We start from the raw sequence: 20218 nt of genomic DNA, 5'->3' as shown, positions 1-20218 counted from the left end.
GACTAGGCCAGTTCGGCGATCACCGGACGGATCGCGGCGTCGAACGCCACGACATCGCGCCGGAGCCCGTCTGTCACCGCGACCGTGAGGGCGCCGACCCACCAGATGCCGCGCTGCGAGAACGGCAGCACCTGCACGTTCAACTCGAACGAGTGCGCCCGGCGTCCGACCTCGCGCTCGAACTCGGCGATGGCGCTCGCGTAGGCGCGGTACGCGTCGCCGCCGGTGTGGCTCTTCATCGAGTTCACATAGCGATCGTGGGCGGCCCGCGCATAGCGGAGGACGGATTCCCCGTGCGGGGCGACCGCCGCAGTGAGCTCCTCCGCTCCGGTGGCAGGCAGCGCGACGAGCGTGTCGAAGCCGTCGACGAGCTCGAGCGGCACCCCTGACGGGTGGGCGCGCGGCTCGACGGTCATGTCCCAGTAGTCCCGCCACTGCGCCTCGACGGCGGCGGACGCGTCGGTGGCGTCCGGCGCCCGCACGGCGAGCTCGCGAAGGCTCGGGAGGTCCTCCGGGGCCCGGATCCCGAGCGTCTGGCGCAGCGCGAGCGCGACGAGCACCGGAACGCTCGCGTCTTCGCGGATGAGCCACTGCGGCTTGTCGGCCATGGCCCCATCGTAGGCGGGAGCGGGGCCGTCGTCCGAGCTCTGTTCCAGCGGAGAGTCGAGGTGCCCGCGGGCGGTAGGCTGGAGGCGTGGCTGCCTCCCCCACCAATCCCTATTCCGAAGCTGGCGTCGACACCGCTGCAGGTGATCTCGCCGTCGAGCTGATGAAGTCGTCCGTGCGCGCGACGCACGGCCCTGAAGTGCTCGGCGGTGTCGGCGGATTCGCCGGCCTGTTCGATGCCAGCGCGTTGCGCGACTTCCGTCGTCCGCTGCTCGCGACCAGTACCGACGGCGTCGGTACGAAGGTCGCGATCGCGCAGGCGATCGACAAGCACGACACGATCGGCCAAGACCTGGTCGGCATGGTCGTCGACGACATCGTCGTGGTGGGCGCGAAGCCGCTCTTCATGACCGACTACATCGCCTGCGGCAAGGTGTTCCCGCAGCGCATCGCCGACATCGTCCGCGGTATCGCCGAGGCGTGCGCCGCGACGGGCACGGCGCTCGTCGGCGGCGAGACGGCCGAGCATCCCGGACTCCTCGGCCCCCGCGACTACGACGTGGCCGGTGCGGCCACGGGTGTGGTCGAGGCCGACGCGATCCTGGGCGCCGAGCGCGTGCAGGACGGCGACGCGGTCATCGCCGTCGCCTCCAGCGGACTGCACTCCAACGGCTTCTCTCTCGTGCGTCACATCATCACCGGTGCCGGGATCTCCTATGGGGACAACGCGGCGGACCTCGGCACGACGTGGGGCGAAGCGCTCCTGGAGCCGACCCGCCTGTACACGCTTCCCCTGCTGCGTCTGATCGAGGGGCTGTCGGGCGGCGTGCACGCTCTCAGCCACGTCACGGGCGGCGGAATCGCGGCGAACCTCGCGCGCGTGCTCCCGCAGGGCACCTGGGCCGAGGTCGACCGCAGCACGTGGTCGCCGAGCCCGGTCTTCCGCGTGCTCAGCGACATCGCCGGGTCGACGCTGGAGTCTGCCGAGGGCACCTGGAACCTCGGCATCGGCTTCCTGGCCGTGATCGCCGCAGACAAGAAGGATGCCGCGATCGCGGCGCTCGGCGCCGAGGGCATGCCCGCATGGCAGGTCGGCACGGTGCACTTCGAGGGCGGCGCGGCAGGCAGCCGCCCGGCAGGAGAGTTCGAACAGGGCGCCAAGGGCGTCGACGGTGGAGCAGTGCGCCTGGTGGGCGCCTACGCGGACGGAGCGAAGTAAGAGCCCATGTGCGGCATCGTCGGAATGGTGGGGTCCGCCCCGGTCAATCAGGACATCTACGACGCACTCCTGCTGCTGCAGCATCGCGGCCAGGATGCGACGGGCATCGCCACGGCGGAAGCCAACGGCGTCATGCACAACGCGAAGGCGCAGGGCATGGTGCGCGAGGCGTTCCGCACGCGTGACATGCGTGCGCTGCTCGGCAACGTCGGCCTCGGCCATGTGCGCTACGCCACGAAGGGCACCGCCTCGAACGAGGAGGAGATGCAGCCGTTCTACGTGAACGCCCCGTACGGCATCATCCTCATCCACAACGGAAACCTCACCAACACGCGCGAGCTGACCGCCGACATGGCCAAGCGCGACCGTCGTCACCTCAACTCGTCGAGCGACACCGAGCTGCTGCTCAACGTGCTCGCCGGTGAGCTGCAGGCGACCACCTCGACCGTCGACCTCGACTCCGAGCGCGTCTTCGAAGCCGTCGCCCGCACGCAGGCGCGCATCGAGGGCGCCTACGCCGTGATCGCCGTCATCGCCGGCTACGGCCTGCTCGCGTTCCGCGATCCGTTCGGCATCCGTCCCCTCATCCTCGGGCGTCGCCCGTCGACCGTCGAGGGCGCGGAGGGGCGCGACGAGTGGGTCGTCGCGAGCGAGTCGCTCGTGCTCGAGAACGGCGACTACGAGGTCGTCCGCGAGGTCGAGCCGGGCGAGGCCGTCTTCATCACGAACGACGGCGAGATGTTCAGCAAGCGGTGCGCATCGGAGGTGCACCTCGCTCCGTGCGCCTTCGAGTACGTCTACCTCGCCCGCCCCGACTCCGTCATGAACGGCATCTCGGTGTACGAGTCGCGCCTGCGCATGGGCGACCGCCTCGCCGACACGATCGCCAAGCACGTGCCGATGGACAAGATCGACGTGGTCATGCCGATCCCGGACTCGTCGCGCCCCGCCGCGATGGAGGTCGCCCGCAAGCTCGGCATCGAGTACCGCGAGGGCTTCTACAAGAACCGCTACGTCGGCCGCACCTTCATCATGCCGGGGCAGGCGGTGCGCAAGAAGAGCGTGCGACAGAAGCTCAACGCCATGTCGACCGAGTTCCAGGGCAAGAACGTCCTGCTGATCGATGACTCGATCGTGCGCGGGACGACGTCGAAGGAGATCATCCAGATGGCTCGGGATGCCGGAGCCGCCTCGGTCACCTTCGCATCCGCGGCGCCGCCGGTCCGGCATCCGCACGTCTACGGCATCAACATGCCGTCGCGGCACGAGCTCATCGCGCACGGGAGGACCATTCCGGAGATCGCGGAGGAGCTCGGCTGCGACCACCTGGTGTACCAGGAGGTCGAAGACCTCAAGGCCGCGATCATCGAGGGCTCCGTCCTGACGGATCTCGACATGAGCTGCTTCGACGGCCGCTACGTGACCGGCACCGTCTCCGACGAATACCTCGCCTGGGTGGAGGGGTCGCAGACCTCGTGACGTCGAGGCCGCTCTGGCAGGGGAGGGCTCTCGCGCTCGTCGGGATCGTGCTGGTCGCGTTCTCGCTGCGATCCGCCGTCGCCTCGCTGTCGCCGGTGATCGACCACGTGGCCGAGGATTTCCCCGTCTCGCCGGTCGTCGTCGGTCTGATCGGGGCCGCGCCGCCGGTGTGCTTCGCGGTCTTCGGGCTGCTCACCCCGCTGTTCGAGCGGCGCTTCGGGCTGGAGCGCGTCGCGGTGACCGCCATCGCGCTGATGGCGGCCGGGATGCTGCTGCGCGGGTTTACGGTCGACTCCGTGACCCTCCTGGCGTCGACCGCCCTCGTCTTCGCGGGCGTCGGTTCCGGGAACGTGCTGCTGCCGCCCCTGGTGAAGAAGTACTTCCCCGACCGCATCGGCCTGATGATGACGGTCTACTCCACGACGTTGGCGATCTCCACGTTCCTGCCGCCGCTCGTCGCCGTGCCGGTCGCCGACTCGCTCGGCTGGCGCCTGTCGCTCGGCATGTGGGGCGTCGTCGCGGCGGTCTCGCTGCTGCCCTGGGTGACGCTCGCCCTGCGCGAGCGTCGCTCCCCGATGGTCGCGCCGGTCGAGGACGACGACATCGATCCCACCGACGGACGCCATGACATGCAGGATGCCGTGGCGGTCGCGACCGGTCCGATCTCGACGGCTCCGGCGAACCCGCGGTACTTCGCCCGGCTGTGGCGGCTGCCGCTGGCCTGGGCGCTCGCGCTCGTCTTCGGCACGTCGTCGACCATGGCGTACGTCTCGTTCGCCTGGATGCCGACGATGCTGGTCGACATCGGCGGAGTCACCCCCGCGACTGCCGGACTGCTGCTCTCCCTGTTCGCCCTCGTCGGTCTGCCGTGCTCGATGATCGTGCCGGTCCTCGTCGTCAAGTACCAGGCGACGCGTCCGCTGTTCTTCGTCGGCGTGATCGGCGGTCTGGTGGGCCTGGCCGGATTCCTGTTCGTGCCGACCGTGGCGCTGCCGCTGTGGGTCGGCATCTTCGGACTCTCGGCGATCATGTTCCCGCTGAGCCTCGTGCTGCTGAGCATCCGCGCACGCACGCCCGAGAGCGCTGTCGCGCTGAGCGGCTTCGTGCAGAGCATCGGCTACGCGATCGCCGCCGTCTTCCCCCTGCTGATCGGGATGCTGCACGAGACGACAGCCGGGTGGCAGGTGCCGATCTTCGTCGTCGCGGCCGTGCTCGTGCTGTCCATCCCCGCCGGGATCGTCGCCGGCCGACGGCGCACGATCGAAGACGAGTGGGAGCGTCGCCGCGGTCGCTGGTGATGTCCGTAGCTAGTATGCTGCCATATTCGAACGCATGTTCTAATCTGGGGGTATGGCACAGCGGCGGACGGATTTCGACCTCGATCTCGAGGAGCGTGGTCGTGTGCTGGATGCGTGGGTGGAGAAGAAGCGGCAGATCGCGGTGCTGGAGTGCGAGGCGATGGGGCTGATGGTGGAGCAGATCTCCATCCACGATGCGGATGTGGCGGGGAGTCCGTTTCATCGGGATGCGATCTACCGGTCGATGGTCGCGGAGTTCTCGGCCGCGGGGCGGATCCCTCAGGGGTCGATCGAGTTCGCGTTCACGGACGCCCGCACGGTGAGTGGCGAGTTGCCCGCGGTGTGGGAGGCGTTCGCGGCGGGGCGGATCAGTGCCTCTCATGTGCGGGAGATCGTGCGGGCGAGTGCGATCGTGGCGGAGGCGATCCGCAACAAGAAGGCGGATGCCGGCGTGATGGGGCTGTATGAGGCGGCGGTGCTGGTATTCGCGGAACGGGAGACCGCTGCCCGTACCGGTGCGGATGCGAAGCAGGTTGCGGCGGCGCTGGTCGGGGAGACGGTCACGGACCGGCACAAGCGGGCGGCCTCGGAGCGGGGTGTGACGGTCCGCTCGGTCGGTGACGGGCTGGCGTTGTTGACGGCGGTGTTGCCGGAATGGCTCGCGGTCGCGATCGCGGACCGGTTGGCGCAGATGGCCCGACAGGTGATCCGGAACCGCACTGGCCGTGCTCCCGGTGCCACGCCGGGCGACGAGCCCCGCACCGACGAGCCCCGCACCGACGAGGGCTGCGACGCCAACCGCGACGAGGGCAAGATCTTCAGCGACGACACGTTCGCCACCGACCCCGAGACAGACACCGATTCAGACACGGAAGATGTCCCCGCGGACACGCGCACGTGGGATCAGGTGCAGGCGGATCTGTTCGCCGACCTCCTGCTCACCGCTGACCCGAGTGCCGTGCAGGGTGGCGGGCTGGACAACATCCACGGGCGCATCCAGGTCACCGTCGCCGGGACCACCCTCGCCGGTGCCGATGACCGGCCGGCGGAGCTCGATGGGTACGGGCCGATACATCCCGATATCGCCCGGGATCTCGCCGGACGGAACACCGGGTGGTCGCGCCTGTTCCTCGACCCGGACGGAATGGTCGTTCAGACCGACACGTACACCCCGACGGAGGGGATGCGGCGGTTCCTGCGTGCCCGGGATCAGCATTGCCGGTTCCCCGGCTGCCGGATGCCCGTGCACCGGTGCGACATCGACCACAACCACGACCACGCCCGAGGCGGCAAGACCCGGATCGACAACCTCGCCCACCTCTGCCGCCGCCACCACACCCTCAAACACCCCGACATCCCCGACACGCACCGGTGGACCGCCCAGCAGCAACGCGACGGCACCATCACCTGGCACAGCCCCCTCGGCCGCGACTACACCGACCGACCCACCTCGCGTGTCATGTTCGTCTGACAGGGAGCGCGAACCGAGAGCGCGAACCGAGAGCGCGACGCGAAGCTCGACGGGAGAGCACGACCCGGGCTCGTCCGACAGGTCGCGTGCGCGGGTGAGCTCGCCCGCCGCGGGTGCGTCAGGCGGCGAGCACCTCGTCGCCGAGGCGCACGACACCCTCCGCGGATTCGTCCGCGGGGAGCAGCAGTCGTCCGAGGGTGGGCTCGTCCTGCGCGAATGCCTTGGTGAGGGTGGTCAGGACCTTCGCATCGCGCACGCCCGTGTCGGGGTTCGCGTGCGTCGCCAGGCAGCGCACGATGGGACCGGCCGTCCGGAACGTCACGCTGCCGATGCGCACTTCGCCCGCCCAGTCGAGTTCCGCCCACGGGGCGACGCCGTCGATGACGATGTTGGAGCGGAAGCGACGGTCGTCGGCAGGAAGATCCAGCGCGTCGCTCAGAGCCCGAGTGCTGCCGTGGCTGTGCACCGACACGTACCCGCGCGCACGATCCTGGAATCTCGACGTCTCCCCGTCGCCCACGAGGACGAGAGGGAGTCGCCCAGGACGCTGCAGCCGTCGGCCTTCCCGAGTGGAGAGCACGAAGTCGGTGACCGCCGACACGAGCTCGGCCCGGCCGTCATCGTCGATGACCGCCTCCGCGAGAACACTGCCGTCGTGTTCGACCCTCAGACGCCTTGACGCATCGTCATAGCTCGTGCGCAGCGCGGCCAAAGCCGGGAAATCCTGCAGAGCGAGGCCCTTGGACTTCGGCCAGTAGTCGAGACCGCCGTCATCCTCCGGGGTGACCGCATCGGCGAAGCGGAACGCGAGCACCCGGTCGCCGGCGACCCTGCCATCCGCCTGCACGGTGAGCGATTCACGGGATTCGGGGGTGAACCCCTTGATCGGGTGACGGTAGAGAGCAACGACACGAGCCATGAAATGATTCTCGCAGGTCACATCACACGGTCGCCGGGGTCACCGGCTAGGAGGAACCATGCGGATCGCCCTGCACTCGGTCATCGCGGACGGAGCCGTCGATCAGTACCGATCGCATCACGCGCGGATCCCCGATGATCTGCGCGACCTGTTCGCCGAAGCCGGCATCCACGACTGGATCATCTGGCGGTCGGGAAGGAACCTGTTCCACCTGGTCGAGTGCGACGACTTCGACGGGGCGATGCGCATCGTCGACGCCGCGCCCGCGAACGCCGCATGGCAGGCCGATATCGGGCGCTTCGTCGAGGGCTTCCACGGCCCGGACGGGGAGGACGGGTTCCTGCCGATCGAACAGGTGTGGTCGCTGGAGACTCAGCGGTCGAGCGAGACCTGACCCCGATCGCGGACACGACGAAGCCCCCGTGGGTCGCACGGGGGCAGGACGACGGAACAGGCGGTCAGGCCTTTTCCAGCTCGTCCTCGTCTTCGTCTGCGTACTCGTCGGCCCACTTGTCGACGTAGGCGTCTTCGTCAGTCGGGTGAGCCAACTCGCGCTCGAGCGCGGAGTAGTTCACCGACGGACTGTACGCCTTGAGTTCGCGGGCGATCTTTGTGTGCTTCGCCTTCTGACGGCCACGGCCCATACGCCAGACCCCCTCACGATTTCAGCTGCGGGCTACTGAGGCCCGACGCATTTCACGACACCGGATGAAGCCGGTAAGAGTAGCATTCAGAATAGCACGCGGGTACGACCCTCTGGCTGACGCCAGGCTGGTGAACGGAGCGATCTCATGACCGACAGCACCTCCACTCCGTCCGACGAGGCCTCGCAGAACGCGGCATTGCAGAAGGCCGTCATCGTCGGCATGCAACCGGATCAGGATCGGCACGTGATCGACGAGGCTGTCCGCTTCGCCAGATTGCTCGGCGCGCCTCTCGTCGTCGCCCATGTCGACGTCACGCGATTCGTCACCTACGAGGACCCGGATGGCTATGTGCACTCCGCCCCCATCGACATCAACTTCGTCGCGGGGGTGGCCGAGTTCGAAGCCGTGCAGGCGTCAGCCGCGTCCCTGCTCGACGGCACCGGCCTCACCTGGACCGCGCGCCAGCTGGTGGGAGATCCCGCGCTGGCGATCAAGCAGCTCGCGAACAAGCTCGACGCCTCGCTGATCGTGGTCGGCACGCGCAAGCGGGGCATCGGCGAGTCGATCAGGGAGTTCTTCACCGGTTCGGTGGCGGCGCGGCTCACACATCGGCAGCATCGCTCCGTACTTGTCGTTCCGCTCGGAGAGTCCGTGCCGGACTCGCAGAAGGAGATCTGGCCGGAGACCGTGTAGGTTCTTCCGCTCAGCGGCGCCGTCGTCCTGTCAACGGGTCCAGAGGATCGCCGGGATGAGTTCGGCGGTGGGAGCGAACGCGACCCAGCCGTCGGTGACGAGGATCCCGGAGAGCTCTCCCGGGGTGCTTCCGGGATCCGTCACCCAGGTTCCCTGTTCGGTCTCGGTCGTCCCATAACCGTTCTCCGCCGTGAGGGCCAGGAACGTCTCGCCTTCGCCCTCGCCGAGTGCCGCCCAGGCGAAGTAGGTCACGGCGTGAGGCTGCCCCTCGTATCCCCACGGGCATTCGATCGCTGCGCCCGTCGGCTCGAATCCGAACTGCGTCCATGGTTTCGCCGCAGGAATGAGCTGCGTGGAGCGCAGGACACGGTCGACCAGGGGATCCAGCATCGTGTCGCAGCTGATGCTCTCGGGCGTCGGCAGGCCGACCGAGGTGTCGGTGGGTTCAGGGGTGGGTTCGGCGCTCGGGGTCGGCGTGGCAGAGGACTCTGCGGTCGGAGGGGCGCTCTCTCCGCCGGTGGAGGGAGCAGGACTGCATCCGGCGAGCACCAGCGCCGTAGCGATCACCACGAAGAAAGGCAGCGGCTTCGTCATCGTCCTCATGCCGTCAGGCTATGGCACCTCGGCGATCTCGACGCGTGACAGGCCGTTGCTGCTCCGGCGCAGAGAGGCCCGGTGTCCGCGACGGACACCGGGCCTCTCTGACCGCCCCGTCAGTGGCCGGGGCGGAGGGTGTCGAGAGCGCGGGTCACCGCGTGCGCCGCGGCATCCAATCCGTCTTCGAGTTCGCTGACGACGGATGCCGGGAGCGAGCCGCCCTTCGCCACGTGCGTGCGCAGGTCGGTCCGCACCCGGGCGCGGAAGGCGTTGACGACGGCATCCGCACGGTGCAGCTCTTCGCGGCTGATGATGCGGGCGTCGTCCGAGGCGGCACGCGGTCGGCTCTTCGCGGCCGAGCGCTCGTCGTGTTCCGCCGAGGCGAGATCGGCCCGGAGGCTCTTCATGGCCTCTTGCACGCTCTGGCGCACTTCGTTCGCGATGAGCCGCACCGAGTCCGTGAGGCCGGCCTCGATGCCGGCGAGGTCGCCCTCACGAGACGCGAGTTCGGCGCGGCCGGCATCGGTGATCGCGTAGATGGTGGTGCGTCCGTCGACGGTCTTCGAGACCAGGCCCTCCTCCTCGAGCTTCGCGAGTCGCGGATAGATGGTGCCGGCGCTGGGGGTGTAGGTGCCCCCGGTGCGGTCGGTGAGCGACTGGATGATGCCGTAGCCGTGCTGGGGCGCCTCGGCGAGCAGCGAGAGAAGGTACAGACGCAGGTCGCCGTGAGAGAAGACGGCGGGGCTCATGATTCCTCCCACTCCGCGTCGTTCGTGATCGATTCGGGTGCGCGGCGGAGCACCGTGACGCCGCCCGACACCGAGTTCGCCCGGAGGTCGACGAAGCGCCCCGCGAGTTCGCCGGTCGTGCCGGTGTAGTTGCTCGGGCCGGAGGAGCTGCGCTCCACGCCGTCGATGAGCAGGCGTCCGCTGAGCGAGCGGATCACGTAGTTCGCGGCGAGCGACTCGTCGAGCCGCACGGTGGTGCCGCCCGAGACCGAGTTCACGGAGATGGTGTTCACATCGCCGGCAGCGTCCACGAGCGTCGAACCCGAGACGATGTCGACGGTCGCCTTGCGCACGGCGCCGGTGACGGCGACATCGCCCGAGACGCTGTTGGCGGTGATCGAACCGGTGAGTCCGCGCACCTGCACATCGCCGGAGACGGAGTTGACGTTGAGGTCGCCGATGAGGGTGTCGACGATGATGTCGCCGGAGACGGTGTTGAGCCGGGCGTCGTTTCGGATGCCGGACACCAGGGCGCCGGCGCTGACGACGCCGAGGTTCAGGGCGATCGAGCGCGGGACGGCCACGCTCACCTCGGCCCGGGGTCCGCCTGAGCCGAAGTTGCGGAAGACCTCGAGGAAGTTGTCCCAGCCGAGCTGCGGGTGGTCGATCTCGACCTCGCCGTCGTGGGACTCGATGCGGAGGTCCTTGGTGGTGACGCCGTGCACCTCGATGCGGATGCCGGGTTCGTCGTGCGCGACGATGTCGACCTGGCCGCCGACGAGGCCGACCTTCAGCCGGCTGATGGATTCGATGTCGATGACGCGTTCCTCGCCGGGGGCGATGAGCCACTTCTCGGTCATGTCTGCTTCTCCTGTGTCGGGGGATCGAGATATATCGTGTGTATCGAGAGTAACACGATATATCTCGATCTTGTCAACGAAACTTCCTGTGTGAATGTCGAGAGGCGCTCTCGACGGATGCGGGAGCGCCTCTTCTACGACAGGGATCGCGTGTCGATCACACCGGCGGGCCGCCGTACTGCGGCGCCATGGTCACCGTGTTGTTCGATGGGTTGAGGTCGAGGCGGCTGCCCGGACCGAGCAGCGTGACGACGTAGTCGGCGGCATCCGGAACCCAGGCGGTCCGGTTCACGACGGCGAACGAGGGCTGGATCGGGATGGTGTCGCCGTTGCCCGGAATGTCGAACGGCAGCGAGAACGTCACGGTGCGCGTGGTGCCGGAGAGCTCCGTCGCGATCTGCTGCGCCGGGAAACCGTCGATCCTCACGCTGGGGTCGTCGATCAGGCGCGTGTCGAAGCTGACGACCAGCGTCGCGTTCGCGACCGGCCCTCCCGCGCTCGTCGCGTCGTACGTGAAGGGAAGCGTGAGGTCGACAGCCTGCGTTCCCTCGGGGTTCGTGCCCCCGATGCGATCGCCACCGGGCCGCGCGACGAGCTCGAGATCGATCGCGGTGCTCGCGGCCGCGAGAGGCGTGGCGACGGCGACGGCCATCACCGGGATCGACCATGCCGATGCCTGCAGAATCGTGCGTCGGCTCAGGCCGATCGTCGTCTTCTGAACGATTTCGGGCATGCGTCAGTACCTCCGGCGAGTTGGGGCGGCAGCTCATCCGGCGCCCTGAACAGGCTAGTCGCGCGAATGTGGAACAAATTCCACAAGCGCAGTTGACCTTGACGCAACGTCAACTTCTAGAGTCGAGATATCGACAACGGAAGGAGGATGCAGATGGAGCAGAAGGACTGGTCTATCCAGGAGATCGCACGACTCGCAGGAACCACGAGCCGCACGCTGCGACACTACGACGACATCGGACTGCTGCCGCCGACACGCATCGCGCCCAACGGCTACCGTCACTATGACGCCCCGGCGCTCGTGCGCCTGCAGCGCATCCTGCTGCTGCGGGACCTCGGCCTCGGGCTGCCGCAGATCGCCGGGATCCTCGCGAAGGAGAGCGCGGAGACATCCGCCCTGCAGACCCATCTCGCGCTGCTGCGCGAGGAGCAGGCCCGACTGGCGCGTCAGATCGCGTCCGTCGAATCCACCATCGACGCATTGAGAGGAGGTGAAGAACTCATGGCAGAGAACATGTTCGACGGCTTCGACCACACCAAGTACAAGGAGGAGGTCGAGGATCGTTGGGGTAAGAAGGCCTACGCCGACAGCGACCGCTGGTGGCGGGGCATGACGGATGCCGAGCGCGCCGACTGGCAGCAGCGCGTCTCCGATCTCGGGCGCGACTGGATCGCCGCCGCGGAGAGCGGCATCGACCCGGCATCCGCCGAGGCTCAGGACGTCGCCCGTCGTCACGTCGAGTGGCTGACGAGCGTGCCCGGCACGCCTGCGGCGGTCCCCGGCGGCGACGTGAAGGGCTACGTGATCGGTCTCGGCGAGATGTACGTCGCGGACCCGCGCTTCGGCGCGAACTACGCGACGGCATCCGGCGGCACTCAGGGCGCGGAGTTCGTCCGCGACGCCCTTCGCATCTACGCGGAGGCGAATCTGTAGCGCTTCGTCCCACCCGCGGCCCCTTTGCGTACGAGCCACCCCGTTGTGGTCGTACGCAAAGGGGCCGCTGGCACGCAAGGGGGTGGCTCGGCACCGGGAGGTGGGGCGTATGGTCGGGACATGAGGCAACGGGCGCAGCGCAGCAACGCTGCGCCGCTGTTCGTCGCCGCGGCGATCGCGTACACCGCCAACGCCGCCCTCGGCACGGCTGTCGCGACCCGGGCCGTCGACACCTCCGAATTCCGGTGGGTGCACCACGCGCTCTACATCGCGACGTGCGCGACGACAGCAGCCGCTGCGGCCGGCGGGCTGTTCTGGGCGAGACCGCGCGGAGCGAGCCGTCGCGCAGCCCTGCTGCTCGCGCCCGCCGCCGCGCCGCTCGCCGCGATCCCGTACCTCGGAACGCACAGCCGTCGGCATCCGCTCGTCGCGCTCGCCGCCGCGCCCTTCCTCCTCGCGGGCCTCGTGTGCTCGCTCCTGCCCTCCGACCGGAAGTGAACGCATGGAACTGCTCGACGCCATCCGCCGCCGCAAGACCACGAACGGGCCGCTCCTGCCGGACCCGGTCTCCGAGGAGCACCAGCGCCTGCTGCTGGAAGCGGCGGGACGCGCTCCCTCGCAGCTGAACAGCCAGCCCTGGAGATTCGTCGTGATCGAGAGTCGCGACACCATCGAGCAGATCGCGCGCATCTCAGGCGAGAGCATGACCGAGGCGATGTCGAACGGCACCTTCTTCGAGCGGTACAAGCCGTACTTCCGCTTCAGCGAGGCCGAGATGGAGGAGAAGCGCAGCGGGATGCTGTTCGACAAGCTGCCCGCCGCGCTCCGGCCCTTCACCAGCCAGGTCTTCACCAAGCGCGGGCAGACACTGATGAACACGTTCGGTGTGCCGAAGACACTGGGATCGGAGAACCGGAAGCTCGTCGCGGGGTCGCCCCTGCTTCTGGGGGTCATGCTCGATCGCAGCGAGTACCGCCCCGGCCAGCTCTCGTCGTTCTACTCGGTGTTCAGCATGGGCGCGGCGATGGAGAACATCTGGCTCACCACGGTCGAGCTCGGCATGGGCATCCAGTTCATCTCCTTCCCGATGGAGGTGCCCGGTCGGTGGGAGGAGATCATCAGCCTGCTGAAGGTGCCCGACGACCTCGAGCTGATGGCCGTGTACCGGCTCGGCTACCTGCCGCCGGACCAGCGCCGCCCGGCGATCGACTGGTCGAGCAGTCAGCGCAAGCTCGCCTCGCAGTACGTGTTCCGCGAGAACTGCGAGGTTCCCCAGCAGGGCTGGGATGACGCGCCGACACTCCCGCACGAGGCGTGACGTCGGGCGTCAGCTGCTGCCCACGCGGGGCAGCTCCGGGAGGTCCTTGAGCGCCGGGCCTTCGATGCGCGTGCCGTCGGGAGCGAAGCGCGAGGCGTGCAGCGGGCAGTCCCACGTGCACTCGGCATCGTTCCACTCCAGCACCCCGCCGAGATGCGTGCACACCGCGGAGACGGCGCGCGTGACGCCGTCGACGGTCGAGATCCCGACCGGGACTCCGGCCCGGTTGGCACGCACCCCGCTGCCCTCTTCGGGACGCGGAACCGGGACCGATCGTGATTCGGCCCCCACCCACCCGGAGGCGGCCGCCGCCGCGACCTTGGCGCCCTCGACGGCGCCCTTCGCGAGATCGGCCGGCACGGTCAGTCGCGTGGCGATCGCGTTCATCCAGCGCGGCCGGTCGCGCCAGCCCGTGCCGAGGATCTCGGCGGTCAGCCGCAGCGCGGCGGCCGGAGCGTTCGAGAGTCCCCATTTCGCGTAGCCGGTGGCGAAGCGGATCGCGCCGAGCCCGCGGGGCATCGCTCCCACGAACGGGATCTGGTTGTGCGACGTGTAGTCCTGCGCCGACCAGCGGTGCGTCTCCTCCGCGCCGGGGAAGTGCTGCGCGGTCCACGAGACCAGGTCGTCGATCGCGGCGGCCTCGCTGTCCGAGCGTCCGACCGGGTGGCCGTTGCCGCCGACGACGAGCTGCGCCGTGTCGGCCGGCCCGTCGGTCTCCGACACGGGGCGGATGGAGCGGGTCGAACCGTCGACCGAGAGGAAGGTGCCGGTCGGCACCTCGCCGGGCACCCGGAACGAGACGCAGTACGACCGCATTCCGCTGGTCTTGGTGAAGTAGAGGCCGCGGTCGAGGATCGGGCTTCCGGTGGCGAGCACGATGTGGTCGGCGAAGACCGGTCCGTCCGCCGTCTCGACGCGCGGCGAGGGGAGTGCGTGCACACCGGTGGCGCGGATGCCGGTGTGCAGCGTCCCGCCCTCCTCGAGGAACTCGCCGGCGAGGGCGCGCGTGACGGTCACGGGGTCGATCGTCACCTGGTCGTCGAGCGCGACGGCGCCGGCGGCCGGGAACGGGGCCGCGTCCAGGTCGCCGGGGGTCAGCATCCTCGTCGCGAGCCCCGCCTCGCGGGCGGCCGCGTGCTGTGCCCGCAGCGTCTCGAGTCCGTCCGGTGTCTGCGCGTAGGAATGGTCGGGGCGCCAGGTGTACGGGACTCCCGCGGTCTCGGCGAACGCGAGCAGCCACTCCATGCCCTGGCGGTTGGCGTCGACGTAGGCGCGCACGAGCGCGGCAGGGTGGTGGCGGCGGATCTCCGCGAGCCGCTTGCCCTGCAGCAGCGAGAGCTTGCCGGTGTTCCCGCCCGTCGCGAGCTCGGCGATGTCGCCGGATTCGATCACGGCCACATCGAGCCCGGCGCGGGTGAGCATCACCGCGGTGGTCAGGCCGGTGATCCCCGCTCCCACGATGACCACGTCGTGCTGGGCGCCCGGCTCGAGCGGCGAGCCGAGGAGCGGGGACGTGTCGATCTTCCAGAGCGGATTCATGCGTTCAGTCAACGCCCTCGGCGGCGCGGGTCCCACTGCCTTGACATCGGGGCGCCGCGCTGCCAGAGGCGACTACAGTGACGAAAGTGAACCTCCGCCGCGTCCTGCTCGTCGCCCTCGGCGGCACGGTCGGCACCGCGGCGAGGCTGGGTCTCGGACTCGTCATCCCGGATGCGGGCGGCTTCCCGATCGCGGTGCTGCTCGCGAACGTCGTCGGCGCTCTGCTGATCGGTGTGCTGGTGGCGCGCCCCCTCGACAGGCGCGGGGAGACCGCTGCTGCCGATCTCCGCCTGCTGCTCGGCACCGGCGTGCTCGGCGGGTTCACGACGTACAGCGCCTTCATGACCGGAACGGTGTCGCTGTGGGCGGATGCTCCGCTCGTCGCGACCGCCTACGCCGCCGGAACTCTCGCGCTCGGCCTCGGCGCCGCCGCGCTGGGGCTGCGCATCGGTCGACCCCGCCCGGCCTCAGGGGCGGCGTCGTGAGTCCGCTGCTCTTCCTCGGTGCTGCGCTCGCCGGCGGACTCGGGGCGGTGCTGCGTTATCTCGCCGACCTCGGAGTCGCCCACGTCGCCGGGCGCCGCTTCCCGTGGGGCATCCTGCTGGTGAACATCACGGGCTCCTTCGCCCTCGGTGTCGTCACGACCGCGCTGCCGGATGCCGCGTTCCTCCTCGGGGCCGGGCTCCTCGGCGGATACACGACGTTCAGCACCGCCATGCTCGACACCGTCGCCCTGTGGCGCGACGGGGAGCGTCCGGCATCCGTCCTCAACGCGATCGGGATGCTGCTGCTCGGACTCGTCGCGGCGGGACTCGGGCTGGCTCTCGGCGCTTCGATCTGACGAGAGCTGCTCTCCGAATTGACGGTTGCGCTCTGCCCGGCATCCGGGTTATCGTCGTGCTAATCGTTTAACGCTAAACGGTTAACACGCGCTTTCCCCCTGCATCACGACGCAGAAACTGTCAAAGGAGACACCGATGCCCTGCACCTCCCTCCGCGCCTTCGGCGCCCTGGCCGCCACCGCGGCCGCCGTCCTCGCCCTGAGCGCCTGCTCGTCCACGCCGTCCGGCGAGGGGTCGTCCGGCGGCGACGTCACCCTCAGCTACGCCATCTGGGACGAGAACCAGAAGCCGGCGATGGAAGACATCGCCGCGGCGTTCACCGAAGAGAACCCGAACGTCACGATCGACATCCAGGTCACTCCGACCAAGGAGTACTGGACCAAGCTGCAGACGGCGGCGAGCGGCGGAGCGGCCGCGGACGTTTTCTGGATGAACGGCCCGAACTTCCAGCTCTACGCGTCGAACGGCCAGCTGGCTCCGCTCGACGACTCCGCCATCGACCCCGCTGACTACCCGGAGGCCCTCGCCGAGCTCTACACCTTCGACGGCAAGCTCTACGGCGCACCCAAGGACTTCGACACCGTCGCGCTCTGGTACAACACCGCGCTCTTCGACGCCGCCGGAGTCGAGTATCCGACCGCTGACTGGACGTGGGATGACCTCAAGGACGCGGCGAAGAAGCTGACGGATCCGGCGAAGGGCCAGTACGGGATCGCCGCGAGCCAGTACGGCCAGGAGAACTACTACAACTCGATCGCTCAGGCGGGTGGCGAGGTCGTCTCCGCCGACGGCACCGAGAGCGGATACGGGTCGGGCGAGGCGCTCGAAGGCATCGAACTGTGGACGGATCTCATCGCCAGCGGTTCATCGCCGACCGCGCAGCAGCTCACCGACACCAACCCGGAGGACTTCTTCCTCTCGGGCAAGGTCGCGATGTTCCAGAACGGGTCGTGGGCTGCCGGAGCCTACGCGGACAACGCGGACATCGGCGGCTCCGTGAACGTGGCTCCGCTCTCGGCGGGACCCGAGGGGAACCAGAGCGTGATCCACGGGTTGGCCAACGTCGCCAACGCGAAGAGCCCGCACCTCGAAGAGGCGAAGGCCTTCGCCGCCTTCGCGTCCGGAGAGCAGGCGGCGAAGATCCAGGCCGAGACGGGCACCGTCATCCCCGCCTTCAACGGCACGCAGCAGGCCTGGGTGGATGCACTGCCGCAGTACGACCTGCAGGTCTACATCGACGCGCTCGACACGGCAGTGCCCTACCCGGTGTCGAAGAACACGTCCGCCTGGACGAGCATCGAGAGCGAAGTGCTGTCTCAGGTCTGGTCGGGCGCGGTCTCGCCGAAGGACGGCCTCCAGGACCTCGCCGAGCAGATGCAGGCGGCCCTGGACGCCGAACAGGAGTGATCCCATGATCGTCGTCGCGTCACCCCCGCGCGCCTCGGCAGAGCGGATGCCGGAGGCCCCGCGCCCCGGCATCCGCCGCCGCCGGCGCAACCCCGGCGCCTCCCCGTGGTGGGCGCTGGTCTTCCTCGGCCCCACGGCCCTGGGGATCACCGCCTTCTACCTGTGGCCGACAGTGCGCACCCTGATCATCTCGTTCACCAGGTCCGGGCCGTTCGGCGGCTCGGAGTGGGTCGGCATCGAGAACTACACCCGCCTTTTCCAGGATGCCGAGCTGATCGGCGCGCTGCGCAACACCGCGCTCTACACGGTGATCGCCCTGATCGGCATCCCTCTCGCCGTGGCGATCGCCGCACTCCTGAACACGACAGGGCTCAAGGGCCGCAGCGTCTACCGCACCCTCTACTTCATCCCCGTGGTCACGATGCCCGCGGCGATCGCGCTGGTGTGGCGGATGATCTACAACGGCGATTACGGCGTGCTCAACGCGGCGCTCGGTGCCGTCGGCATCGACGGTCGCAGCTGGCTCACCGACCCGAGCACCGCGCTCATCGCGATCGCGGTCGTGGGCATCTGGGCCGGCCTCGGCACGAACATCGTCATCTTCCTCGCGGGGCTGCAGGGCATCCCCGACACGATCATGGAGGCCGCCGACCTCGACGGCGCCGGACCCGTGCGCAAGTTCTTCTCGATCACGATCCCGCTGCTGTCGCCGTCGATCTTCTTCGTCAGCGTGATCAGCGTGATCGGCGCGCTGCAGGTGTTCGACCTCATCTACATGATGCTCGGCCGCAGCAACCCCGCGATGCCGAACACCCGCACCGTGGTCTACCTGTTCTACGAAGCGGGCTTCCTCGACAACGACCGCGGCTACGCGGCCGCCGTCGCCTTCCTCCTGCTCGTGATCATCCTGCTGCTCACCGTCGTCCAGTTCCGTCTGCAGAAGAAGTGGGTGCACTATGAGTGACGTCTCGCTCGACACGCGTGCCATCGTCGGCGCCTCCCGACGCGAAGGCGCCGGTGCCGGCCGCACGAAGAACCGCGGCCTCTGGGTCGTGCATCTCGTGCTCCTCATCGGCGCGGTGCTGATGGTCTTCCCCTTCCTCTGGCAGCTGCTCACCTCGTTCAAGACGCTGTCCGACTCCGTGCAGGTGCCGCCGAGCCTGCTGCCGCGCGAATGGGTCTTCACGAACTTCGCCGAGGTCTTCGAGTCGATGCCGTTCGCCCAGATGTTCCTCAACTCGGTGTGGCTCACCGTCGGACGCACGGTCGGTCAGGTGCTGCTGTGCACGATGGCCGGGTACGCGTTCGCGCGCATCCCGTTCCCCGGACGCAACGCCCTCTTCGTGCTCTTCCTCTCGGTCCTGATGGTGCCGTCGCAGCTGTACCTGCTGCCGCAGTACGAGATCATCCAGGCGCTCGGCTGGCTGAACACCCTGCAGGCGCTGATCGTGCCCGGCATCTTCAGCGCGTTCGGCACGTTCCTGATGCGGCAGTTCTTCCTGTCGATGCCGGCCGAGCTCGAAGAGGCGGCGCGCATCGACGGGGCGAATCCGTGGCAGACCTTCTGGCGCATCATGGTTCCGCTCGCGAAGCCTGGCATCATCGCTCTCGTGGTGTTCACTGTGCTCTGGTCGTGGAACGACCTCCTCTGGCCGCTGATCGTGACGACCGATCCGGCGAAGATGCCGCTGTCCGTCGGGCTCTCCCAGCTGGTCGGTCTGCACGGCACCGACTACCCCGTGCTGATGGCCGGAGCGCTCCTGGCGACGCTGCCGATGCTGGTGACGTTCATGATCCTGCAGCGGCAGTTCATCCAGGGCATCGCCTTCAGCGGATCGAAAGGCTGAATCATGGCGCAGCGCGAACATTCGGCGCCCCGGCGACCGACCCTCCGCATGGTGGCCGAGCGCGCGGGGGTGTCGACGGCGACCGTGTCGTACGTCTTCTCCGGGCGATCGGGATCCACCGGCGCCGGGGTCGCCGAGGCGACGGCCGCCCGCGTGCTGGCCGCAGCGGAAGAGCTCAACTACCGACCGAACAGTGCGGCGCGGTCGATCCGCACCGGTCGCAGCGGCATGGTGCAGCTCTCGCTGCATCTGCTCAGCGACCCGTGGTCTCTGGCCGTCGCCGACGCCGTGAACGCCGAGGCGAACCGCCACGGACTCACGACGCTGATCCTCGCCGACGGCGACTGGCATGCCGCCCTCGACCGGGTCGAGAGCGACGTCGCCTATCTCGACGGAGTCGGACTCGGCGAGGACGCGAGGCGCAAGCTGCAGGAACTCGTGCAGCGCGGCCAGCGCCTCGTGGTGTTCTCGGAGTCGCTCGAACCCGACGGCTTCGACGTCATCCGCTCGGATGCCATCCCCGGATGCGAGCTCGCGATGGACCACCTCCTCGAGCGGCACACCGCGATCGGATGCATCGCCGCGGAGGGTGCCGTGCGCCTCGCACCCGAGCAGGTCACGCGTTACACGCCCTACCTCGAGAAGCTGGCGGCGGCGGGCATCGAACCCGACCCGGACTGGACCGTCACCTACGAGGAGACACCGGCCAGCGCCTTCACCGCCGCCGTCACGCTGCTCTCGCGCGACGACCGTCCCCGCGCGATCTACGCCACGACCGACTTCGCCGCCATCGCCGCGATCAACGCCGCGCACATGCTCGGACTCCGAGTGCCGCACGACGTCGCCGTGGTGGGCGTGGGCAACACGCCCGATGCGAGCCTCGTGGCGCCGACGCTGACGACGGTCGGCCCGACCGACTTCTACGAGCGCCAGGCGAGCATCATCATCGACCGCGCTCTCGAGAGCGAACCCTCACCGGGGCGACGGCACGATTTCCCCTGGACGCTCTTCCCCGGCGGCTCGACGGACCTCGACGCCCCCACCGCGCGGCCGCGCTGACGCGGCCCCGCCCACACACCTCT

The 20218-nt window shown here is 68.9% G+C and carries 23 protein-coding genes; 15 read left to right on the top strand and 8 right to left on the bottom strand.

The features are described 5' to 3' along the window. Positions 1–2: 2 nt before the first annotated feature. On the bottom strand, positions 3–608 hold the full coding sequence (locus ABD648_RS10090) for a zinc-binding alcohol dehydrogenase (protein ID WP_282214823.1): 606 nt from the start codon (positions 606–608) through the stop codon (positions 3–5). An 86-nt stretch (positions 609–694) separates the two neighbouring features. Between ABD648_RS10090 and purM the strand changes: the two genes are divergently transcribed. The 4 genes from purM to ABD648_RS10070 are packed head-to-tail and all read left to right on the top strand — an operon-like array spanning position 695 to position 6073. Beyond that, a complete protein-coding gene (purM, locus tag ABD648_RS10085; protein ID WP_282214822.1) occupies positions 695–1825 on the top strand; it encodes a phosphoribosylformylglycinamidine cyclo-ligase in 1131 nt (376 codons plus the stop codon). Between the two features lie 6 nt (positions 1826–1831). Beyond that, positions 1832–3304 (top strand): amidophosphoribosyltransferase, encoded by a 1473-nt coding sequence (purF, locus tag ABD648_RS10080; protein WP_282214821.1) that lies wholly within the window; start codon positions 1832–1834, stop codon positions 3302–3304. Further along, positions 3301–4602, top strand: coding sequence for an MFS transporter (locus ABD648_RS10075; protein ID WP_282214820.1), 1302 nt, complete (start codon positions 3301–3303; stop codon positions 4600–4602). Before purF ends, ABD648_RS10075 begins: the two co-directional genes overlap by 4 nt. A gap of 52 nt (positions 4603–4654) precedes the next feature. Next, positions 4655–6073 carry an HNH endonuclease signature motif containing protein gene (locus ABD648_RS10070; protein WP_282214819.1) on the top strand — a complete coding sequence of 473 codons (1419 nt, stop codon included), beginning with the start codon at positions 4655–4657 and terminating at the stop codon, positions 6071–6073. 118 nt (positions 6074–6191) lie between these two features. On the opposite strand, the gene ABD648_RS10065 is transcribed toward ABD648_RS10070, so the two are convergent. Continuing rightward, positions 6192–6992 carry an MOSC domain-containing protein gene (locus tag ABD648_RS10065; RefSeq protein WP_282214818.1) on the bottom strand — a complete coding sequence of 267 codons (801 nt, stop codon included), beginning with the start codon at positions 6990–6992 and terminating at the stop codon, positions 6192–6194. Between the two features lie 58 nt (positions 6993–7050). On the opposite strand from ABD648_RS10065, the gene ABD648_RS10060 reads away from it, so the two are divergent. Next, positions 7051–7386 (top strand): L-rhamnose mutarotase, encoded by a 336-nt coding sequence (locus ABD648_RS10060; RefSeq protein ID WP_282214817.1) that lies wholly within the window; start codon positions 7051–7053, stop codon positions 7384–7386. A 64-nt stretch (positions 7387–7450) separates the two neighbouring features. On the opposite strand, the gene ABD648_RS10055 is transcribed toward ABD648_RS10060, so the two are convergent. Then, positions 7451–7636 carry a DUF3073 domain-containing protein gene (locus ABD648_RS10055; RefSeq protein WP_282214816.1) on the bottom strand — a complete coding sequence of 62 codons (186 nt, stop codon included), beginning with the start codon at positions 7634–7636 and terminating at the stop codon, positions 7451–7453. A gap of 147 nt (positions 7637–7783) precedes the next feature. On the opposite strand from ABD648_RS10055, the gene ABD648_RS10050 reads away from it, so the two are divergent. Continuing rightward, positions 7784–8332: a universal stress protein gene (locus ABD648_RS10050; RefSeq protein ID WP_282214815.1), complete on the top strand. Its 549-nt coding sequence runs from the start codon at positions 7784–7786 to the stop codon at positions 8330–8332. Positions 8333–8362: 30 nt separating this feature from the next. Here the strand turns inward: ABD648_RS10050 and ABD648_RS10045 are convergent, their stop codons facing one another. The 4 genes from ABD648_RS10045 to ABD648_RS10030 form a co-directional block, all read right to left on the bottom strand. Further along, on the bottom strand, positions 8363–8935 hold the full coding sequence (locus tag ABD648_RS10045) for a hypothetical protein (RefSeq protein WP_282214814.1): 573 nt from the start codon (positions 8933–8935) through the stop codon (positions 8363–8365). A 110-nt stretch (positions 8936–9045) separates the two neighbouring features. Then, positions 9046–9678: a PadR family transcriptional regulator gene (locus ABD648_RS10040; protein ID WP_282214813.1), complete on the bottom strand. Its 633-nt coding sequence runs from the start codon at positions 9676–9678 to the stop codon at positions 9046–9048. Further along, positions 9675–10517, bottom strand: a complete 843-nt coding sequence (locus tag ABD648_RS10035) for a DUF4097 family beta strand repeat-containing protein (protein ID WP_282214812.1) — start codon at positions 10515–10517, stop codon at positions 9675–9677. Before ABD648_RS10035 ends, ABD648_RS10040 begins: the two co-directional genes overlap by 4 nt. A gap of 157 nt (positions 10518–10674) precedes the next feature. Next, a complete protein-coding gene (locus ABD648_RS10030; RefSeq protein ID WP_282214811.1) occupies positions 10675–11250 on the bottom strand; it encodes a hypothetical protein in 576 nt (191 codons plus the stop codon). A 153-nt stretch (positions 11251–11403) separates the two neighbouring features. Here ABD648_RS10030 and ABD648_RS10025 point away from each other — a divergent pair, with 153 nt between their 5' ends. The 3 genes from ABD648_RS10025 (at position 11404) to ABD648_RS10015 (ending at position 13501) form a co-directional block, all read left to right on the top strand. Continuing rightward, positions 11404–12183 (top strand): MerR family transcriptional regulator, encoded by a 780-nt coding sequence (locus ABD648_RS10025; RefSeq protein WP_282214810.1) that lies wholly within the window; start codon positions 11404–11406, stop codon positions 12181–12183. 120 nt (positions 12184–12303) lie between these two features. Further along, positions 12304–12681, top strand: a complete 378-nt coding sequence (locus ABD648_RS10020; protein WP_282214809.1) for a hypothetical protein — start codon at positions 12304–12306, stop codon at positions 12679–12681. A 4-nt stretch (positions 12682–12685) separates the two neighbouring features. Continuing rightward, positions 12686–13501, top strand: a complete 816-nt coding sequence (locus ABD648_RS10015; protein WP_282214808.1) for a nitroreductase family protein — start codon at positions 12686–12688, stop codon at positions 13499–13501. A 9-nt stretch (positions 13502–13510) separates the two neighbouring features. On the opposite strand, the gene ABD648_RS10010 is transcribed toward ABD648_RS10015, so the two are convergent. After that, on the bottom strand, positions 13511–15040 hold the full coding sequence (locus ABD648_RS10010) for an FAD-dependent oxidoreductase (RefSeq protein ID WP_282214807.1): 1530 nt from the start codon (positions 15038–15040) through the stop codon (positions 13511–13513). A gap of 77 nt (positions 15041–15117) precedes the next feature. Between ABD648_RS10010 and ABD648_RS10005 the strand changes: the two genes are divergently transcribed. The 6 genes from ABD648_RS10005 to ABD648_RS09980 all read left to right on the top strand — a co-directional run bounded on the left by ABD648_RS10005 (position 15118) and on the right by ABD648_RS09980 (position 20195). Next, positions 15118–15525, top strand: coding sequence for a fluoride efflux transporter FluC (locus ABD648_RS10005; RefSeq protein ID WP_282214806.1), 408 nt, complete (start codon positions 15118–15120; stop codon positions 15523–15525). After that, positions 15522–15881, top strand: a complete 360-nt coding sequence (locus ABD648_RS10000; protein ID WP_282214805.1) for a fluoride efflux transporter FluC — start codon at positions 15522–15524, stop codon at positions 15879–15881. Before ABD648_RS10005 ends, ABD648_RS10000 begins: the two co-directional genes overlap by 4 nt. A gap of 136 nt (positions 15882–16017) precedes the next feature. Further along, positions 16018–17289: an ABC transporter substrate-binding protein gene (locus ABD648_RS09995; RefSeq protein ID WP_282214804.1), complete on the top strand. Its 1272-nt coding sequence runs from the start codon at positions 16018–16020 to the stop codon at positions 17287–17289. A gap of 4 nt (positions 17290–17293) precedes the next feature. Further along, positions 17294–18253 carry a carbohydrate ABC transporter permease gene (locus tag ABD648_RS09990; RefSeq protein ID WP_282214803.1) on the top strand — a complete coding sequence of 320 codons (960 nt, stop codon included), beginning with the start codon at positions 17294–17296 and terminating at the stop codon, positions 18251–18253. Beyond that, positions 18246–19136: a carbohydrate ABC transporter permease gene (locus ABD648_RS09985; RefSeq protein ID WP_282214802.1), complete on the top strand. Its 891-nt coding sequence runs from the start codon at positions 18246–18248 to the stop codon at positions 19134–19136. Before ABD648_RS09990 ends, ABD648_RS09985 begins: the two co-directional genes overlap by 8 nt. A 3-nt stretch (positions 19137–19139) precedes the next feature. Next, positions 19140–20195 carry a LacI family DNA-binding transcriptional regulator gene (locus ABD648_RS09980; RefSeq protein ID WP_282214801.1) on the top strand — a complete coding sequence of 352 codons (1056 nt, stop codon included), beginning with the start codon at positions 19140–19142 and terminating at the stop codon, positions 20193–20195. The last annotated feature ends 23 nt before the right edge of the window (positions 20196–20218 follow it).

Origin of the sequence: Microbacterium luteolum, from assembly GCF_039533965.1 — a bacterium.
Taxonomy (GTDB): Bacteria; Actinomycetota; Actinomycetes; order Actinomycetales; family Microbacteriaceae; genus Microbacterium; species Microbacterium luteolum.
The sequence above is the reverse complement of the archived record's forward strand: the minus strand, read 5'-3'. Positions and strand labels throughout refer to the sequence as shown.

Excerpts from the sequence above, each read along its gene's own strand:
- ABD648_RS10030 (WP_282214811.1), bottom strand. The coding sequence starts at position 11,250 with ATGCCCGAAATCGTTCAGAAGACGACGATCGGCCTGAGCCGACGCACG.
- ABD648_RS10065 (WP_282214818.1), bottom strand. The coding sequence starts at position 6,992 with ATGGCTCGTGTCGTTGCTCTCTACCGTCACCCGATCAAGGGGTTCACC.
- purF (WP_282214821.1), top strand. The coding sequence starts at position 1,832 with ATGTGCGGCATCGTCGGAATGGTGGGGTCCGCCCCGGTCAATCAGGAC.
- ABD648_RS10025 (WP_282214810.1), top strand. The coding sequence starts at position 11,404 with ATGGAGCAGAAGGACTGGTCTATCCAGGAGATCGCACGACTCGCAGGA.
- ABD648_RS10015 (WP_282214808.1), top strand. The coding sequence starts at position 12,686 with ATGGAACTGCTCGACGCCATCCGCCGCCGCAAGACCACGAACGGGCCG.
- ABD648_RS10060 (WP_282214817.1), top strand. The coding sequence starts at position 7,051 with ATGCGGATCGCCCTGCACTCGGTCATCGCGGACGGAGCCGTCGATCAG.
- ABD648_RS10090 (WP_282214823.1), bottom strand. The coding sequence starts at position 608 with ATGGCCGACAAGCCGCAGTGGCTCATCCGCGAAGACGCGAGCGTTCCG.
- ABD648_RS10055 (WP_282214816.1), bottom strand. The coding sequence starts at position 7,636 with ATGGGCCGTGGCCGTCAGAAGGCGAAGCACACAAAGATCGCCCGCGAA.
- ABD648_RS09995 (WP_282214804.1), top strand. The coding sequence starts at position 16,018 with ATGCCCTGCACCTCCCTCCGCGCCTTCGGCGCCCTGGCCGCCACCGCG.
- ABD648_RS10050 (WP_282214815.1), top strand. The coding sequence starts at position 7,784 with ATGACCGACAGCACCTCCACTCCGTCCGACGAGGCCTCGCAGAACGCG.
- ABD648_RS10035 (WP_282214812.1), bottom strand. The coding sequence starts at position 10,517 with ATGACCGAGAAGTGGCTCATCGCCCCCGGCGAGGAACGCGTCATCGAC.
- ABD648_RS10070 (WP_282214819.1), top strand. The coding sequence starts at position 4,655 with ATGGCACAGCGGCGGACGGATTTCGACCTCGATCTCGAGGAGCGTGGT.
- ABD648_RS09985 (WP_282214802.1), top strand. The coding sequence starts at position 18,246 with ATGAGTGACGTCTCGCTCGACACGCGTGCCATCGTCGGCGCCTCCCGA.
- ABD648_RS10010 (WP_282214807.1), bottom strand. The coding sequence starts at position 15,040 with ATGAATCCGCTCTGGAAGATCGACACGTCCCCGCTCCTCGGCTCGCCG.
- ABD648_RS09980 (WP_282214801.1), top strand. The coding sequence starts at position 19,140 with ATGGCGCAGCGCGAACATTCGGCGCCCCGGCGACCGACCCTCCGCATG.
- ABD648_RS09990 (WP_282214803.1), top strand. The coding sequence starts at position 17,294 with ATGATCGTCGTCGCGTCACCCCCGCGCGCCTCGGCAGAGCGGATGCCG.
- ABD648_RS10045 (WP_282214814.1), bottom strand. The coding sequence starts at position 8,935 with ATGAGGACGATGACGAAGCCGCTGCCTTTCTTCGTGGTGATCGCTACG.
- ABD648_RS10040 (WP_282214813.1), bottom strand. The coding sequence starts at position 9,678 with ATGAGCCCCGCCGTCTTCTCTCACGGCGACCTGCGTCTGTACCTTCTC.
- ABD648_RS10020 (WP_282214809.1), top strand. The coding sequence starts at position 12,304 with ATGAGGCAACGGGCGCAGCGCAGCAACGCTGCGCCGCTGTTCGTCGCC.